The 17,920-nt window shown below is 63.4% G+C and carries 18 protein-coding genes; all 18 read right to left on the reverse strand.

Features of this window, described 5'->3' with window-relative positions; translation table 11 throughout:
- Positions 1-285: 285 nt before the first annotated feature.
- Positions 286-654 carry a cytochrome o ubiquinol oxidase subunit IV gene (gene cyoD, locus ACW4E8_RS08290; protein ID WP_456804051.1) on the reverse strand — a complete coding sequence of 123 codons (369 nt, stop codon included), beginning with the start codon at positions 652-654 and terminating at the stop codon, positions 286-288.
- Positions 654-1,298: a cytochrome o ubiquinol oxidase subunit III gene (gene cyoC / locus ACW4E8_RS08295; protein ID WP_013956034.1), complete on the reverse strand. Its 645-nt coding sequence runs from the start codon at positions 1,296-1,298 to the stop codon at positions 654-656. The genes cyoD and cyoC overlap by 1 nt, the downstream gene beginning before the upstream one ends.
- 5 nt (positions 1,299-1,303) lie before the next feature.
- On the reverse strand, positions 1,304-3,277 hold the full coding sequence (gene cyoB / locus ACW4E8_RS08300) for a cytochrome o ubiquinol oxidase subunit I (protein ID WP_456804052.1): 1,974 nt from the start codon (positions 3,275-3,277) through the stop codon (positions 1,304-1,306).
- A gap of 8 nt (positions 3,278-3,285) precedes the next feature.
- A complete protein-coding gene (cyoA, locus tag ACW4E8_RS08305) occupies positions 3,286-4,254 on the reverse strand; it encodes a ubiquinol oxidase subunit II (RefSeq protein WP_013956032.1) in 969 nt (322 codons plus the stop codon).
- Positions 4,255-4,873: 619 nt separating this feature from the next.
- Positions 4,874-5,350, reverse strand: coding sequence for a MaoC family dehydratase (locus tag ACW4E8_RS08310; protein WP_456804053.1), 477 nt, complete (start codon positions 5,348-5,350; stop codon positions 4,874-4,876).
- A gap of 34 nt (positions 5,351-5,384) precedes the next feature.
- Positions 5,385-5,828, reverse strand: coding sequence for a MaoC family dehydratase (locus ACW4E8_RS08315; protein ID WP_114134031.1), 444 nt, complete (start codon positions 5,826-5,828; stop codon positions 5,385-5,387).
- A gap of 155 nt (positions 5,829-5,983) precedes the next feature.
- Positions 5,984-7,102: an acyl-CoA dehydrogenase family protein gene (locus ACW4E8_RS08320; protein ID WP_456804054.1), complete on the reverse strand. Its 1,119-nt coding sequence runs from the start codon at positions 7,100-7,102 to the stop codon at positions 5,984-5,986.
- Positions 7,103-7,115: 13 nt separating this feature from the next.
- Positions 7,116-8,318, reverse strand: coding sequence for an acyl-CoA dehydrogenase family protein (locus ACW4E8_RS08325; protein ID WP_456804055.1), 1,203 nt, complete (start codon positions 8,316-8,318; stop codon positions 7,116-7,118).
- 93 nt (positions 8,319-8,411) lie between these two features.
- The gene (locus ACW4E8_RS08330) at positions 8,412-8,858 is read right to left on the reverse strand and encodes a DUF1178 family protein (RefSeq protein WP_456804056.1); all 447 of its coding nucleotides are present in this window, start codon (positions 8,856-8,858) and stop codon (positions 8,412-8,414) included.
- Positions 8,859-8,985: 127 nt separating this feature from the next.
- Entirely contained in the window at positions 8,986-9,630 is a 645-nt protein-coding gene (locus ACW4E8_RS08335; RefSeq protein WP_456804057.1) for an NUDIX domain-containing protein, read from the reverse strand.
- 43 nt (positions 9,631-9,673) lie between these two features.
- Complete coding sequence (locus tag ACW4E8_RS08340; RefSeq protein WP_456804058.1) at positions 9,674-9,982, reverse strand: DUF2818 family protein; 309 nt, start codon at positions 9,980-9,982, stop codon at positions 9,674-9,676.
- Between the two features lie 13 nt (positions 9,983-9,995).
- Complete coding sequence (nuoN, locus tag ACW4E8_RS08345) at positions 9,996-11,471, reverse strand: NADH-quinone oxidoreductase subunit NuoN (protein ID WP_456804059.1); 1,476 nt, start codon at positions 11,469-11,471, stop codon at positions 9,996-9,998.
- An 18-nt stretch (positions 11,472-11,489) separates the two neighbouring features.
- Complete coding sequence (locus tag ACW4E8_RS08350) at positions 11,490-12,956, reverse strand: NADH-quinone oxidoreductase subunit M (protein WP_456804060.1); 1,467 nt, start codon at positions 12,954-12,956, stop codon at positions 11,490-11,492.
- A 27-nt stretch (positions 12,957-12,983) separates the two neighbouring features.
- A complete protein-coding gene (gene nuoL, locus ACW4E8_RS08355) occupies positions 12,984-15,071 on the reverse strand; it encodes an NADH-quinone oxidoreductase subunit L (RefSeq protein WP_456804061.1) in 2,088 nt (695 codons plus the stop codon).
- 58 nt (positions 15,072-15,129) lie between these two features.
- Positions 15,130-15,435 (reverse strand): NADH-quinone oxidoreductase subunit NuoK, encoded by a 306-nt coding sequence (nuoK, locus tag ACW4E8_RS08360; RefSeq protein WP_340528736.1) that lies wholly within the window; start codon positions 15,433-15,435, stop codon positions 15,130-15,132.
- Positions 15,436-15,451: 16 nt separating this feature from the next.
- Entirely contained in the window at positions 15,452-16,096 is a 645-nt protein-coding gene (locus ACW4E8_RS08365; RefSeq protein ID WP_456804062.1) for an NADH-quinone oxidoreductase subunit J, read from the reverse strand.
- 197 nt (positions 16,097-16,293) lie between these two features.
- Complete coding sequence (gene nuoI, locus ACW4E8_RS08370) at positions 16,294-16,785, reverse strand: NADH-quinone oxidoreductase subunit NuoI (protein ID WP_340528738.1); 492 nt, start codon at positions 16,783-16,785, stop codon at positions 16,294-16,296.
- A gap of 58 nt (positions 16,786-16,843) precedes the next feature.
- Positions 16,844-17,908, reverse strand: a complete 1,065-nt coding sequence (gene nuoH / locus ACW4E8_RS08375) for an NADH-quinone oxidoreductase subunit NuoH (RefSeq protein WP_456804063.1) — start codon at positions 17,906-17,908, stop codon at positions 16,844-16,846.
- Positions 17,909-17,920 lie beyond the last annotated feature (12 nt).

Genomic DNA, 17,920 nt, shown 5'->3' on the forward strand with positions numbered 1-17,920 from the left:
TGGAGACAAACCGCCTGATACCCGCCGCGCCGGCGGCAGACGGCGTGCTGGCGCGGCGCGCAGGCACTACCGCCGCCCACGATCGCGTATCCGCACCAGAGCAGTGCGGGCGGCGCGCGCACCACTCCCGTGCATCGGTGCAATTCCGTGCGGGCGGCATGTGAAAGGCGCCAGCCGCTGCGCACCCCCGCACCAGGGCCGGGCACCATGCCCCAAGGCTGGCGACGGTTAAAAAAAAACGGGGCCCCTTTCGGGGCCCCGCTCTCGATGCCAAGACGCCAGTCCTTACATCGCCATCATGTTGGTGTTCAGGTTGTGCATGATCCACAGCGAACCTGCCACCACGATCACCAGGATCAGCGCCGTGAACAGCAGCGCGATCACGTTGCTGCGCTGCTCGGACGACGTGTCCAGGTGCAGGAAGTACTTCAGGTGGACCAGCATCTGAACCACGGCCATGCCGAGGATGATCCACAGGATCTTGCCCTTGTCCATGCTGCCGTCCATCACGAGCTTGAACGGGATCACGGTCAGGATCACGGCCAGGATGAAGCCGATCGCGTACGACTTGAAGCTGGCGTGGGTGTCGTGGCCCGCGTGCGAATCGTGCGAGTCGTGGGCGCCGTGCGCCGCCGGTGCGTTGTGTTGTGCCATCACAGATGTCCCATCAGGTAGACCACGGTAAACACGCCGATCCAGACCACGTCCAGGAAGTGCCAGAACAGCGACAGGCAGGTCAGGCGCTTGGTCAGGGTCGGGGTGATGCCCTTCTTCGACAGCTGCCACATCAGCACGATCATCCACAGCATGCCGCTGGCAACGTGCAGGCCGTGGGTGCCGACCAGGGTGAAGAACGACGACAGGAACGCGCTGCGGCCCGGGCCGGCGCCTTCGGCGATCAGGTGATGGAACTCGTTGATTTCCATCGCCATGAAGGCCAGGCCCAGCAGGAACGTGACGCCGAGCCACACCTGCACGCGGCTCAGGCTGCGGTTCTGCAGCGAGATCATCGCCATGCCGTACGTGATCGAGGAGAACAGCAGGATGAAGGTCTCCACCAGCACGTAGTTGAGCTCGAACAGCTCCTTCGCCGACGGGCCGCCTGCCAGTTCGCCGCGCAGCACGGCAAAGGCCGCGAACAGTCCGGCGAAGATGATGCAGTCGCTCATCAGGTAGATCCAGAAGCCATACACCGTATTGGCACTGGTATCGTGGTGCGCATGGTCATGGCCGTGCGCGTCAGCGTGAGCCGAGGCGCCTGCCTGCGCGGGGATGCGGTCTAGGACTTGAGTCGACATGGTTCTTAGGCCTGCGAAGCAATGCGCTGCAGTTGGCGCGTTTCAATCTGCTCGACCTCGGTGGCCGGCACGTAGTAGTCGATGTGGTCGTCGTTGCTGCGGTGGATGAACGCCCAGATCATGCCCACCAGGCCAACCGCGGCCATCCACCAGATATGCCAGGTCAGGGCAAAGCCGAACACCAGGCTGAAGGCGCCGATAATGAAGCCCGCGCCCGTGTTCTTGGGCATGTGGATCTTCTCGTAGCCTTCGGTCGGCAGGGTCTCGCCGCGGGCCTTCATGTCGGCGAACGCGTCCAGGTCACGCACCACCGGGGTGTGCGCGAAGTTGTAGAACGGCGGCGGCGACGAGGTGGCCCACTCCAGGGTGCGGCCGCCCCACGGGTCGCCGGTCACGTCGGCCAGCTTCTTGCGGTCGCGGATCGACACCACGATCTGCAGCACCTGGAAGAAGATGCCCAGCGCCACGAACACCACGCCGACCACGGCCAGGTACAGCCACGGCGTCCAGGCCGGGTTGTCGGTGTGGTTCAGGCGGCGGGTCATGCCCATCAGGCCCAGCACGTACAGCGGCATGAAGGCGAAGTAGAAGCCCACCAGCCAGCACCAGAAGGCGTACTTGCCCAGGCGCTCGTTCAGCTTGAAGCCGAACGCCTTCGGCCACCAGTAGGTGATGCCGGCCAGGTAGCCGAACAGCACGCCGCCGATGATCACGTTGTGGAAGTGGGCGATCAGGAACAGGCTGTTGTGCAGCACGAAGTCAGCAGCCGGCACGGCCATCAGCACGCCGGTCATGCCGCCGATCACGAAGGTGATCATGAAACCCAGCGTCCACAGCACCGGCGTGGTCATCTGGACCCGGCCGCGGTACATGGTGAACAGCCAGTTGAAGATCTTCACCCCGGTCGGGATGGAGATGATCATGGTCGTGATGCCGAAGAAAGCGTTGACGTTGGCGCCCGAACCCATCGTGAAGAAGTGGTGCAGCCACACGATGAACGACAGCACCATGATCGCGGCGGTCGCGTACACCATGCCCTTGTAGCCGAACAGCTTCTTGCCCGAGAACGTGGCGATCACTTCAGAGAAGATGCCGAACGCCGGCAGGATCAGGATGTACACCTCGGGGTGGCCCCAGATCCAGATCAGGTTCACGTACATCATGGCGTTGCCGCCACCGTCGTTCGTGAAGAAGTGCGTACCGACGTAGCGGTCCAGGCCCAGCAGCGCCAGGGTCACGGTCAGCACCGGGAAGGCGGCCACGATCAGCACGTTGGTGCACAGCGCGGTCCAGGTGAACACCGGCATGCGCATCAGCGTCATGCCCGGCGCGCGCATGCGCAGGATCGTCACCAGGAAGTTCACGCCGGTGAGCAAGGTGCCCAGGCCCGAGATCTGCAAGCTCCAGAGGTAATAGTCCACCCCTACCCCCGGGCTGTAGTCCAGCCCCGACAGCGGCGGGTAGGCCAGCCAGCCAGTCTTGGCGAATTCACCGACGCCCAGCGAGACGTTGACCAGCATGGCGCCCGCCACGAACAGCCAGAAGGAGAGCGTGTTCAGGAACGGGAAGGCCACGTCGCGCGCGCCGATCTGCAGCGGCACGACCAGGTTCATCAGGCCGGTCATCAGCGGCATGGCCACGAAGAAGATCATGATCACGCCGTGGGCGGTGAAGATCTGGTCGTAGTGCTCAGGCGGCAGCACGCCGGTCGCGCCATTGGTGGCGAGCGCCAGTTGGGCGCGCATCATGATCGCGTCGGAAAAGCCGCGCAGCAGCATGACCAGGGCGACCAGGCAGTACATCACGCCGATCTTCTTGTGGTCGACCGAGGTGAACCACTCGTTCCAGAGGTAGCCCCACTTCTTGAAATAGGTGATCGCGCCTAGCAGCGCGGCCCCGCCCAGGGCGACGCCGGCCAGAACGACCATGATGATCGGCTCATGAAACGGAATCGCCGACAAACTCAACTTGCCAAACATCATTGCTCCTAGGATTGCGCGCCCAGCGCCAGCTTGGCCGGCGTGGTCATCGACAGCTGCTCTTCACCGAGGGTGTTGCGCGACGTGCAGATCGGGCCGCCCTTGAACCCGTCGGCGGCGACAGCCGTGCCGCTGTGGTCCATGTACTTGTGCAGGATGTTGCGGAAGAGCTGGTCTTCCACCTTGCCGTAGTACGTGACCGGCTCCTTCTCGCTGGGCTGTGCCAGCGTCTTGTAGCCTTCAACGCCCAGTTCGGTGGACGAGGCGCGAACCTTGGCGACCCACTGGTCGAACTCGTAGTTCGACATGGCCATCGCCTTGAACTTCATGCCCGAAAAGCCGCCGCCGCTGTAGTTGGCGGACACGCCGTCATAGGAGCCGGCTTCGTTGGCGATCAGGTGGAGCTTGGTCTCCATCCCTGCCATGGCGTACACCTGGCTGCCCAGTTGCGGGATGAAGAACGAATTCATGATCGAATCCGAGGTGATCTTGAAATTCACCGGGGTGTCGACCGGGAAGGCGATCTGGTTGACCGTGGCGATCTTCAGTTCCGGATAGATGAACAGCCACTTCCAGTTCAGCGCCACCACCTCGACGGTGACCGGCTTCTTGCTGGATTCGAGCGGCTTGTACGGGTCCAGGTCGTGCGAGGACTTCCAGGTGATGATGCCCAGCGCAATGATGATCAGGCAGGGGATCAGCCACACCACCACTTCGATCGCGGTGGAGTGCGACCAGTCCGGCTCATAGCGCGCCGAGGTATTGGACGCGCGGTACTTCCAGGCGAACACCAGCGTGAGCACGATCACCGGCAGCACCACCAGCAGCATGAGCCACGTAGCGATCAGGATGATGTTCTTGATGTCGACGCCGACCTGCCCTTTCGGGTCGAGCAGCGTCATGTTGCAGCCAGCGAGCAGGAGCAGGCCGAGGCAGGGCAGGAACCGCGTCCAACGCGGCAGTATGGGTTTCTTCATGTCACGACTGGTTTGGTTACACCGCGCTTTGGGCAAAAGCGTGGCTAAACCGCCTGATGCTCGCGCAAGAGGCGTGGGGCTATGGGAAAACCGGAAGGACGTGTCCTTAGCTGGCGTTGCGGTCGGGCGGCGGATCTAACGCCGGAGGACCATGCGGCCTTGCAACGCCGTGAACACGGAAGGACAACTGACTGCGCGCGCTGCAGGCCCTGTGGGACCTTGCCGGCGCTGCGGCACCTGGTGGCCGAAACCGCGAACGGTCCCGGCTCAGTACAGCGGCCGGGTAGCGTTGGAATACGAGGTTTTTGCACTTCCCGACGGACTGGCCCTGAGGGCAAGCGCGGTTTTCGGCCGGGGAGCGCAACACGTAAAACATCGTGGGCGCGACTGTACCGCAATGCAACATTAGGGGTAAACCCAACGCCACAAAACACAGTGTCCGTTTTACCGGACAATCGACCTCGAGAATCGCTTTCCGTGCATTGACCGGCGTCAAGCGCACAAATTCGGCTATGAATATGCAAAAAGCCGCGCATGGCGCGGCTTTTTGAGGTGCGACAAGACTATGTGGCATATTGTCGCACTGCGTCAGAACCCTTGGCGCGGATCAAGCCGCGGTTCATCCATATCGGCGCGAAATCGACTCCGCCACGCACACCGGACGGTCGCTGCCCTCGCGCTCGATCGTCACTTCCCAGGTGGATTGAGCGCCCACCAGTTCAGGAGACTGCGGCAGCGGATCGAGCCGCTCGACCTTCAGCAGCTTGATGCGCGCGCGCAGCTTGCTGCCCACGGGCACGGGTGCCGTGAAGCGCACGCGGTTCAGGCCGTAGTTGACGCCGATCTTCGACGGCATGTGCAGCGCGTTGTGCATGAACTTGGGCAGCAGCGACAGCGTCAGGAAGCCGTGGGCGATCGGGCCGCCATAGGGCGACTCCTTCTTCGCGCGCTCCACGTCGATGTGGATCCACTGGTGGTCGCCGGTGGCATCGGCAAACTGGTTGACCTGCTGCTGGGTCACCTCGATCCAGTCGCTGACCGCGACCTCCTGGCCCTGCAGGCCTTCCAGTTCTTCAAGCGATGCGATGGTGCGCATGTCGGTTGTCTCCTCGATGGTGGGTTGAGTGTTCTCAGGCGGGCCGGCGGCCGTACATGCCCATGCCCTTGACCGTGCAGACCAGTTCGCCGCGCTGGTTGGTGGCTTCCCACTGGGTGTGGACCACGCCGCGGTCCGGCTTGGACTGCGACGGCCGGGTATCGAGCACATTCAGCACGACGGTGAGCGTGTCGCCGGCACAGACGGGCTTGAGCCAGCGGATCTCGTCCACGCCGGGCGAACCCATGCTGGCCGACTTGCCGGTGGTGCTCAGCACCAGCAGCCGCATCATGATCGAGCACGTCATCCAGCCGCTGGAAATCAGCCCGCCGTAGATGCTCTTGGCGGCAGCTTCCTTGTCGATATGGAACGGCTGCGGATCGTACTGGCGGGCAAAGGCCAGGATCTCTTCCTCGGTGACGAGGTACGAACCCAGTTCGCGGCGGCTGCCGACTTCAAAGTCCTCGAAATACAGCATCGGTTGTCTCTCTGTAGTGATTGGCGCTAGGTGCTCAAACAATGATCGCATGGCCGCCGGGGGCTGGCGTCCGTATTTGCCGAACCCGCCCCTAACGGTCCCCAAAGAAAAAACCGCGCCTGGACTACAGCGCGGTTTTGACTGGACTGGCAGGATCAGGCAGCTTCCTGGAACCCCGGCTGGGCGGCAAACCTGCCCAGGTGGTGATCCACGTCGCCGAAGGTGGTGTTGATCAGCGTCAGCCGCTTGAACATGTGCGCGGCCGGCAGTTCGTTGGTCACGCCCATGCCGCCGTGGATCTGCACTGCCTCCTGGCCGACCGTGCGCGCTGCCTGCCCCACGCGCGCCTTGGCCGCGGAGACATAGCGGCGGCGCTCTTCCGGCGTCGCTTCCTCGAAGCGGGCAGCGGCCAGCAGCGTGATCGAGCGCGACTGCTCGGCATGGATGAACATCTCGACCATGCGGTGCTGCAGCGCCTGGAAGCGCGCGATCGGCACGCCGAACTGCTGGCGCGTCTTGGCATATTCCAGCGTGGCGGCATTGAGCGTATCCATCACGCCCACGGCCTCGGCGCACAGCAGCACCGCGGCATAGTCGGCCACTTGCTCGATCACCGGGAAGGCCTTGCCGGCTTCGCCCAGCAGTTGCGCGGGGGCATCCTGGAAGGTGATGTCGGCCGCGCGCAGGTTGTCGATGGTGCGGTAGTCCTTGATGCTGACGCCGGCGCCCTTGGCATCCACCAGGAACAGCGAGATGCCGTCCTGGTCGGCTTCGGCGCCGCTGCTGCGGGCCGACACGATCAGCTTGTCGGCCTGGCCGCCGTGCAGCACCACGACCTTGCGGCCGCTGAGCTTGCCGTCACGGGCGGTGACGCGCACGTTGTTCAGTTCATAGCGCGCCTGCGGCTCGTTGAAGGCCACGGCCAGCTTCAGGTCGCCGCCGGCGACCTGCTCCAGCAGCGCATCCTGGCCGCCGGCCAGGCCCAGCGCGTAGGCGCCCACCACCGTGGCCAGGTACGGCTCCACCACCAGGCCGCGGCCCAGCTCCTGCTGCACCACCATCATGTCCAGGGCCTTGCCCGCGAAACCGCCCTGCGCTTCCGGCACCGGCAGCGCGGCCAGGCCGAGCTCGACCAGCGAGCCCCAGGCGGCGTCGCCGTAGCCGGCGGCGCTTTCGTAGTTCTTCTTGCGGGACTCGAAGCCATAGTCCTTGTCGATGAAACGGCGGACGGCGTCGGCCAGCTGCTTCTGTTCGTCGCTGAGATTGAAGTTCATGTTGCGTGTCTCCTCACAGCCCCAGAATCATCTGGCTGATGATGTTCTTCTGAATTTCGTTGGACCCGCCATAGATGGAGGTCTTGCGATAGTTGAAGTAGTACGCGGCCAGCGGCGCGGCGTCGTCGTAGCCGGTCACGGCGTGCTCGGTCTCGCACTCCAGGTAGGCGGTGTCGAACGGCTGGGCGTACGGGCCGACGGCCTCGACCATCAGCTCGGTCAGCAGCTGCTGGATCTCGGTGCCCTTGATCTTGAGCATCGAGGCCTCGGGGCCGGGGCCCTTGCCTGCCGCTTCGCTCGAGACCACGCGCAGCACGGTGATCTCCAGCGCCATCAGTTCGATTTCCAGCGCGGCTACCTTGGCGCCGAACACCGGATCTTCCAGCAGCGGCTTGCCGTTCTTCTGCTGCTGGCGCGCCACGCGCTTGAGGAAGCCCAGTTCGCGCTTGGAGTTGCCCACGCGGGCAATGCCGGTGCGCTCGTGGCCCAGGAGGTACTTGGCGTATGTCCAGCCTTTGTTCTCGTCGCCGACGCGGTTCTCGACCGGCACCTTGACGTTGTCGAAGAAGACCTCGTTCACTTCGTGCTCTTCGTCGAGCATGATGATCGGGCGCACGGTGATGCCCGGCGTCTTCATGTCGATCAGCAGGAACGAGATGCCCTCCTGCTTCTTGGCTTCGGGATCGGTGCGCACCAGGCAGAAGATCATGTCGGCGTGCTGGCCGAGCGTGGTCCAGGTCTTCTGGCCGTTGACGATGTAGTGCTTGCCGTCCGAGGTCAACTCGGCGCGGGTCTTCACCGACGCCAGGTCCGAACCCGAGCCCGGCTCCGAATAGCCCTGGCACCACCAGTCGGTGCAGTCCAGGATGCGCGGCAGATAGTAGGCCTTCTGGTCCTCGCTGCCGTATTTCATGATCACGGGCGCAACCATCGCCACGCCGAACGGCAGCACGCCGGGCGCGCCGACGCGGGCATTCTCTTCGTCCCAGATATGGCGTTGCGTAGCGTTCCAGCCGGTGCCGCCGTACTGGACGGGCCAGTGCGGCGCCGACCAGCCCTTGCCGGCGAGGATCTTGTGCCAGCGCACCAGGTCGTCGCGGTTCGGGCGGCGGTGGTTGAGAATCTTGCTGCGGATGTCCGCCGGCAAGTTGGCTTCGAGCCAGCTACGCACTTCCTCGCGGAAGGCGTTGTCGGACGCCGAATAGTTGAGATCCATGCCCGTCTCCAGTGGTGCCGGCTTGGCGTGGGGCCGCCGGCGGTTGTTCTGCCTGCACGTCAAGCGCCGACAGCAACGGGCACAAGACGCAATTCAGTGAGCCGTCTGCTTCAGCGCATCCGGCACCACGAGCGGGAAAGTCTCAATGCCCTCTTCGGCCAGCGCCTGCACTTCCTCCGCCGAGGCCGAACCGCGAATGCCGCGTTCCGGCGCCTCGTCATAGTGCATGCGCCTTGCCTCTTCGGCAAAGCGCTCGCCAACGTCCTCGGTCTGTGCCAGCACCTGCTTCACTGCCTTCATATAGAGCGCTTGCAGTGTCACCGGTGCGGCAGCCGGCTGCGCCGGCCTGGCGCTGCCTTCACGCGCGGTCGCGCCCGACAGGTTCAGGCGCGGCGCGCTGGGCAGCCGCGTAACGGCGTGGTCGCCACAGACCGGGCATTGGACGAGGTCACGCGAGATTTGCGACTGCGCATCTTCTTCCGAGGCAAACCAGCCCTCGAAACGATGGTCATGCGCGCAGCGCAGGTCGAGCACCTTCATGATCTTTCCAGCCCGTCAAAAGCTATATTATCCGCGAATCGAATTTTTGTGAACGGTCGTGCTAAATTTTTTAGAACGACCGTTCGGAACAGCCGCATGGCGCAGAATCCACGCGGCTCACTACTCACTATACGGCGTAATGCGGCAGCGGCTGTTCGCCCGGTTGCCAGGCACCCGAGATCACTTTTTCCAGCCAGAACGCGCCGATGATGGTCTTCACGTCGGTGATGCGGCCGCTGCGGACCCAGTCGATCACCTGCCCCACCGGCGTGATGAAGGTTTCCAGGAACTCGCCGTCGTCGAGCTGCGCCTCGCCGTGCGTCAGGTCGCGCGCCAGGAAGATATCGATGAACTCGGTGGAATACGAGATGACCGGGTGGATGCGCGTCAGGTAGTCCCAGCGCGCCGCGCTGTAGCCGGTCTCCTCCAGCAGTTCGCGTTCGCCGCAGCGCTGCGCGCCCTCTTCCGGATCGAGCTTGCCGGCGGGGAATTCCAGCATCACTTCGCCGATCGGATAGCGGAACTGGCGCTCCATCAGCACGGTGCCGTCGTTGAACAGCGGGATCATCATCACCGCGCCCGGATGGACCACGTATTCGCGCCCGGTCTGCTTGCCGTTCGGCAGCCTGACGATGTCTTGCTTGAGGGTAAGGAACTTGCCGCGATGGACCGTGGCCGAGGCCACGCACACTTCCTTCAGTGCGTCGTCGTTCCCGGTGGGTTCAGCGGATGCTGCGGGAAACGGGGTGCCGCGTTGGATCTTGTCGGTCATGGACGCTCCGATCAGGCAGGGCCCGGCGCCGACAAGACCGGCTTCAGGCCGTGCGGTGTTTGACGAGGTATTGCCAGGTGAAGCCCGGGAAGGCAAACACCAGCATCATGCAGGCGGTGATGGCGTAGAACTGCCAGCCCTGCGGGAAGACATTGCCAAGGCTGGCCTCCACCGCAAAGCCGGCGGCGCCCGCCACCGCGAACCATACGATCAGTTCCAGCAGCCGCAGCCACAGCGGCTTGCGCGCCTGCCGCAGCGGGATCACCGCGAACAGGCGCTGGTTCACAAACGGCAGGTTCGCACTGATCAGTGCCAGCAGGATGACAAACCAGCCGCTTGCGGATGCGCTCATGGCGTGTGGCGGATCAGGAACCCAGGGTCGCGCGGATGGCCTGGTAGCACAGGTTCATCAGCGCGGCCGGGAAAATGCCCAGCAGGATCACCGCGGCGCCATTGACGCTCAGCATCGAGCGCAGGCCGAACGTTGCTTCCAGCTGCTCTTCGCCCACGGGTGCATCGAAGTACATCAGCTTGACGATGCGCAGGTAGTAGAACGCGCCGATCAGCGAGAACATCACCGCCACCACGGCCAGCCAGGTCATGCCGGCCTTGATCACCGCATCCAGCACGGCCAGCTTGGCGTAGAAGCCCACGGTCGGCGGAATCCCGGCCAGCGAGAACATCATCACCAGCATCAGGAAGGCAAACCACGGGTTGCGGCGCGACATGCCCTTCAGGTCTTCCAGGGTCTCGGCCTCGAAGCCCTTGCTGGTGCGCAGCAGGATGATGCCGAAGGTGCCCAGCGTGGTCAGCAGGTAGGTCACCGAGTAGAACATCGCCGAGCTGTACGCATCGGCAGCGCCGTCAGCCTTGTTGGCCACCACGCCCGACAGCAGGCCCAGCAGCACGAAGCCCATGTGCGAGATGGTCGAGTACGCCAGCATCCGCTTCAGGTTGCTCTGCACGATGGCGGTCAGGTTGCCGATGGCAAGCGAGATGATCGACAGCACTACCAGCATCATCTGCCAGTCGCTTGCCAGCGGCAGCAGGCCTTCCACCAGCACACGGATGAACAGCGCAAAAGCTGCCACCTTGGGGCCGCCGGCGATCAGCAGCGTCACCGCGGTCGGCGAACCTTGGTAGATATCGGGAATCCACATGTGGAACGGCGCAGCACCCAGCTTGAACGACAGGCCGGCAACGATAAAGACCACGCCAAAGGCCAGCATGGTGGTGTTGACGCGGCCCGACTCGACCACGCGGAACACCTCGCCCAGGTTCAGCGAACCAGTGGCGCCGTACATCATCGAGATGCCGTACAGCAGGAAGCCCGAAGCCAGCGCGCCCAGCACGAAATACTTCATCGCCGATTCCGAGGTCACGCGCGACTCGCGGCGCAGTGCCACCAGTGCGTACGACGACAGCGACAGCAGCTCCAGGCCCAAGTACAGGGTCAGGAAGTTGTTGCCGGTGATCATCACGATCTGGCCGCCCAGCGTGAACAGCGCGAGCTGGTAGAACTCGCCGGCAAACATGTCGCGATCCGCCAGATAGCGGCGCGTGTAGACCAGCGTCACGAACAGGCCGGCAGAGCAGAACGCGGACAGCACGTTTGCCATCGGATCGATCACCACCAGGTTCGAGAACGCGTAGTGCGTCTCGCCGCTGGCGGCATTCAGGCCGAACCAGACGGTCAGCACCAGGGTGGTCAGCAGCGACAGCGGATAGGCCACGCTTTGCTTGCCCTTGCCGCGTGCAAGGTCGATCCAGTTGACCGCGCCGATGGCGATCGCCAGGAAAATAATCGGCGCCACGGGGGCGAGTGTCGAGGACGTTTGCATGTTGATTTCTCTCCCCGATTACAGCTTGGACTGTGCCGCGTGGGACAGCAGGTTCACCACGGACGCGTGCATCACGTCGGTAAAGGGCTTCGGGTGCAGGCCCATGTACAGCGTCATGATGGCCAGCAGGCCGAGCATGACGAACTCACGCTTGTTCAGGTCGACCAACTCGCGCACGTGCTGGTGGACGATGTCGCCGAAGATCACGCGCTTGACCATCCACAGCGAGTAGGCGGCGCCGAAGATCAGCGCGGTGGCGGCCAGCAGGCCGATCCAGAAGTCGAACTTGACCGCGCCCAGGATCACCATGAATTCGCCGACGAAGCCCGAGGTGGCCGGCAGGCCGCAGTTGGCCATCGCGAAGAACACCACCAGCGCGGCGAACTTGGGCATGGTGTTCACCACACCGCCGTAGTCGGCGATCTGGCGCGAGTGCACGCGGTCATACAGCACGCCGATGCACAGGAACATGGCGCCGGAGATAAAGCCGTGCGAAATCATCTGCACGATGCCGCCTTCCACGCCGATGTCGCTGAAGATGAAGAAGCCCAGCGTGACGAAGCCCATGTGGGCGATCGACGAGTACGCCACCAGCTTCTTCATGTCGGACTGCACCAGCGCCACCAGGCCGATGTAGATCACGGCGATCAGCGAGATGGTGATGATGAACGGGGCCAGGTAGTGGCTGGCGTCAGGCGCGATCGGCAGCGAGAACCGCAGAAAGCCGTAGGCGCCCAGCTTCAGCATGATGGCGGCCAGCACCACCGAACCGCCGGTCGGCGCTTCCACGTGGGCGTCGGGCAGCCAGGTATGCACCGGCCACATCGGCACCTTGACCGCGAAGGCGACGAAGAAGGCAATGAACAGCGCGATCTGCTCGTTCATCGACAGCTTGGCCTGGTGCCATTGCAGGATATCGAACGTGCCGGTCTTGTTGTACAGGTACAGCAGCGCGACCAGCGTCAGCAGCGAGCCCGCCAGCGTGTACAGGAAGAACTTGAACGCGGCATAGACACGGTTCGGGCCGCCCCAGACGCCGATGATGATGTACATCGGGATCAGCGTGGCCTCGAAGAACACGTAGAACAGCATGCCGTCCAGCGTGCAGAACACGCCGACCATCAGGCCCGACAGGATCAGGAACGAGGCCATGTACTCGGCCACACGCTCGGTGATCACTTCCCACGCCGAGATCACCACGATCACCGTGATGAAGGCGGTCAGCACGACGAACCACATCGAGATGCCGTCAACCCCCAGCAGGTAGTTGATATTGAAGCGCTCGATCCAGTTCGCCTTCTCGACGAACTGCATCGACGCGGTGGCGCGGTCGAAGTGGAAGATCAGCGGCAGCGTGACGACGAAGCTCGCGATCGAGCCGAACAGCGACATCCACCGCACGAAGCCCGGGCTCCGGTCGGAGCCGAAGGCAAGGATCAGCAGGCCGAAAAAGATAGGCAGCCAGATTGAGAAAGACAGAACCATTTCTATGTTTTCCTTACTTGGTGCCTATCACTTGGTGCCGATCACGCCCGTGACCGTCAGCGTCAGCAGCACCAGCATGCCGACGATCATCGCGAATGCGTAGTGGTAGATATAGCCCGACTGCAGGTAGCGGCTCGCCGAAGCAAACGAAGCCACCAGGCGCGCCGCGCCGTTGACGAACAGGCCGTCGATCAGGCTCTGGTCGCCGCCCTTCCACAGGCCGGTACCGAGCAGGCGTGCGCCGCGGGCGAACACGGCCTGGTTGATGGCGTCCATGTAGTACTTGTTGTCGAGCAGCGTGTACAGGCCCGAGAAGCGGTTCTTGATCGCCTCGGGGATGTCCGGGCGCTTCATGTAGAAGAACCACGACAGCACGACACCGGCGACGGCCAGCCACAGCACGGGCGTGGTCAGCGAGTGCAGCGCCATCGGCACCCAGCCGTGGAAGGCTTCCTTGAGCTCGGCCATGGCGTGGTGGTTCTCGCCGACGAAGATCACGTCCTTGAAGGCGATGCCGCTCTTGAAGAAGTCGCCGAACAGCATCGGCTCGATCGCGAGCGCACCAATGATCACCGACGGGATCGCCAGCAGCACCAGCGGCAGGGTCACCACCCACGGCGACTCGTGCGGCTTCTCGCCGGCGGCCAGGCCATGGTGGTGGTCGAGCGTGACTTCCTCGTCCTCGTGGTCACCCTCATGGTGCTGGTGGGCATGGTTCTGGCCCCAGCGCTCCTTGCCGTGGAAGACCATGAAGTACATGCGGAACGAGTAGAACGCGGTCACGAACACGCCGGCCAGCACGGCGTAGTAGGCAAAGCTCGAACCGGCGATATGCGATTCGGCCACAGCCTCGATAATCGAGTCCTTGGAGTAGAAGCCCGCGAAGAACGGTGTGCCGATCAGCGCCAGCGAACCCACCAGCGAGGTGATCCAGGTGATCGGCATGTACTTGCGCAGGCCGCCCATGTTGCGGATGTCCTGGTCGTGGTGCATGCCGATGATGACCGAGCCCGCGCCCAGGAACAGCAGTGCCTTGAAGAACGCGTGCGTCATCAGGTGGAACACGGCCACCGAGTAGGCCGAAGCGCCCAGCGCCACGGTCATGTAGCCCAGCTGCGACAGGGTCGAGTAAGCGACCACGCGCTTGATGTCGTTCTGGATGATGCCCAGGAAGCCCATGAACAGCGCCGTGATGGCGCCGATCACCAGCACAAAGGACAGTGCCGTATCCGACAGCTCGAACAGCGGCGACATGCGCGCGACCATGAAGATGCCGGCGGTCACCATGGTTGCCGCGTGGATCAGTGCCGAGATCGGGGTCGGGCCTTCCATCGAGTCAGGCAGCCAGACGTGCAGCGGGAACTGCGCCGACTTGCCCATCGCGCCGATGAACAGGCAGATGCAGGCCACGGTGATCATCAGCCAGTCGGTGCCCGGGAAGATCACGGTGGCCAGCTGGTCGCGCGCGGCGAACACTTCGGTGTAGTTCATGCTGCCGCTGTAGGCCAGCAGCAGGCCGATGCCCAGGATGAAGCCAAAGTCGCCGACGCGGTTGACCAGGAACGCCTTCAGGTTGGCGAAGATGGCCGTCGGGCGGGTGTACCAGAAGCCGATCAGCAGGTACGACACCAGGCCCACCGCTTCCCAGCCGAAGAACAGCTGCAGGAAGTTGTTGCTCATCACCAGCATCAGCATCGAGAAGGTGAACAGCGAGATGTAGGCGAAGAAGCGGTTGTAGCCGGGGTCCCCGTTCATGTAGCCGACGGTGTAGATGTGCACCATCAGCGAGACGAAGGTCACCACGACCATCATCATCGCGGTCAGCGAGTCGACCAGGAAGCCGACCTCCATCTTCAGGCTGCCGATGGCCATCCACTCGTAGACGGTGCCGTTGTAGCCGGCGCCGTTCATCACGTCGAGCAGCACCATCACCGACAGCACGAAGGAAATGGCAACGCCCAGGATCGTGGCGGTATGCGCCACGATCCGGCCGCCGCGCGACTCCGAGGAAAACAGGTCGAAGAACTTGGTACCGAACAGGCCGGCGATCGCGGAGCCGACTAGCGGCGCCAGCGCAATCGCAAGCAGCAGGTTGGGGTTGAGCGTGGTTGCCATAGGACGCTTAGTGGTGTGCGGTCGGTGAGTCTTGGGTATCTGCGTAGTGCGGCACGGATCAGCCCTTGAGGGTATCCATGTCGTCCACGTTGATCGTATCCAGGTTGCGGAACAGCACAACCAGGATGGCGAGACCGATTGCCGACTCGGCGGCGGCCACCGTGAGGATGAAGAAAACGAAAACCTGACCAGCCAGGTCGCCCAGGTAATGCGAGAAGGCGACGAAGTTCATGTTCACCGCAAGCAGCATCAGTTCGATCGCCATCAGCAGCACGATCACGTTCTTGCGGTTCAGGAAGATGCCGACGATGCTGATCGCGAACAGGATCGCACCGAGGACGAGGTAGTGAGCGAGAGAGAGCACAGCGTTTCTCCGGGCTTTAGTTCTTATTGGCGGCAGCCGCGGCTTCCGTCTGCTGGGTCTGACCTTCGGACTGCATCGGCACCAGGCGCACGCGGTCGTCGCGGCGGGTGCGCAGCTGCGCCGACACGTCCTGGGCCTTGACGTCCTTGCGGCGGCGCAGCGTCAGCGCCACGGCGGCGATGATCGCCACCAGCAGGATGATGCCGGCCACTTCAAAGGCGTAGATATAGTCGGTGTAGATCACCTTGCCGAGCGCGGCGGAGTTCGAGTAGCCCGGCTCCTGCGAACCGCTGGCGACCACCGGCGTGGTGGTGCCGATGAAGTTGCGCACCAGCACGATCGCCATCTCGGCGATGATCAGCGCGCCCACCACCGAGGCCATCGGCACGTAGGTCCAGAAGTCCCGCCGCAGGTGCTCGATGTCGATATCGATCATCATCACCACGAACAGGAACAGCACCATCACCGCGCCGACATAGACCAGCACCAGCAGGATGGCGAGGAATTCCGCCTTGAGAAGCATCCAGATCGCGGCGGCCGTGAAGAACGACAGCACGAGGAACAGTGCGGAGTGCACCGGGTTCTTCGCAGTGATGACTTTCAGTGCGGAGAGCACCAGCACCAGCGCAAAGACGTAGAAGATGGTGGTCGTGAGTTCCATGGTCCCTATCGGATCCTCTCTGGGCCGTCCGGCACAAGCCGCCCTTCGGGTGGCCCGCTCCTGCGGCATCCTTGCATTGGCCCCTTGCATTGCAGGGGCCGCATTCAAATTCGGTGGCGGCGGCTGCCAGGTCTGTTGCTTGCGGCAGCCGCCAACCGGCGGTACTTCTGGCCGAGACTTCCGGCCGGTAATTCGGCTTAGCGGTACTTCGCGTCGGCAGCCTTGGCTGCGGCGATCTGCGGCTCGTAGCGGTCGCCCACTGCCAGCAGCATGTCCTTGGTGAAGTACAGGTCACCGCGCTTCTCGCCGTGGTACTCCAGGATCTGCGTTTCCACGATGGCGTCGACCGGGCAGGCCTCTTCGCAGAAACCGCAGAAGATGCACTTGGTCAGGTCGATGTCATAGCGGGTCGTGCGGCGCGTGCCGTCGGCGCGCGCGTCGGACTCGATCGTGATGGCCAGCGCCGGGCACACCGCCTCGCACAGCTTGCAGGCGATGCAGCGCTCTTCCCCGTTCGGGTAGCGGCGCAGTGCGTGCAGGCCGCGGAAGCGCGGCGAGATCGGCGTTTTCTCTTCCGGGAACTGGACGGTGATCTTGCGCGCGAAGAGATAACGGCCGGTCACGGCCATGCCCTTGAAGAGTTCCTTCAGGAGCAGGCTGTTGAAGAAGTCCTTGATGACGAGCAGCATGATGCTTCCTAGTGTTTCCACACGGTGCGCGCCGTGGCGCGCACCGTCGTTTGGCCGTTCAGTGCCAGATGTTCCAGGGCGACTTGATCCAGATCGCCACGATGATCAGCCACGCCACCGTCAGGGGGATGAACACCTTCCAGCCCAGGCGCATGATCTGGTCATAGCGGTAGCGCGGGAACGTGGCGCGGATCCAGATGAAGACGGACAGCAGCAGGAATACCTTGATCACCAGCCAGAAGAAGCCCGGGATCGCGTTGGTCAGCACGCTATCGATCGGAGGCGCCCAGCCGCCCAGGAACATCAGCGCGGTCATCGTCGAGATGATGATCATGTTGATGTACTCGGCCAGGAAGAACAGCGCGAAGCCCATGCCCGAATATTCGATCATGTGGCCGGCCACGATTTCCGATTCGCCTTCCACCACGTCGAACGGGTGGCGGTTGGTTTCGGCCACGCCCGAGACGAAGTAGACGCCGAACATCGGCAGCAGCGGCAGCCAGTTCCACGACAGGATATTGATGCCCATGTCGGCAAAGTAGCCGGTGTTCTGGCCGTTGACGATGGCCGACAGGTTCAGGCTGCCGGCAACCATAAGCACCGTCACCAGCGCAAAGCCCATGGCGATTTCATACGACACCATCTGGCCCGCGGCACGCATGGCACCGATGAAGGCGTACTTGGAGTTCGAGGCCCAGCCGGCCAGGATCACGCCGTACACGCCCACCGAGCTGATCGCCATCACATACAGCAAGCCGGCGTTCACATCCGCCAGCACCACTTCGGCCTGGAACGGAATCACGGCCCAGACCGCCACGGCGGGCATCAGCACCATCAGCGGGGCGATCAGGTACATGCCCCGGCTGACCTGCGTGGGCATCATGACTTCCTTGAGCAGCAGCTTCAGCACGTCGGCAATCGGCTGCAGCAGGCCCAGCGGGCCCACGCGGTTCGGGCCGATACGGACGTGCATCCAGCCGATCAGCTTGCGCTCCCACAGGATCAGGTAAGCCACGCACAGCAGCAGCGGCACCACGATGATCACGGCGCGAATCAGGATCCACAGCGGTGTCCAGTAGGCACCCAGCAGGCCCTGTCCTTGCGAGGTAATCCAGTCAATCATGTCTTGTTCTCG

It is taken from the genome of Cupriavidus sp. CP313, assembly GCF_054072015.1.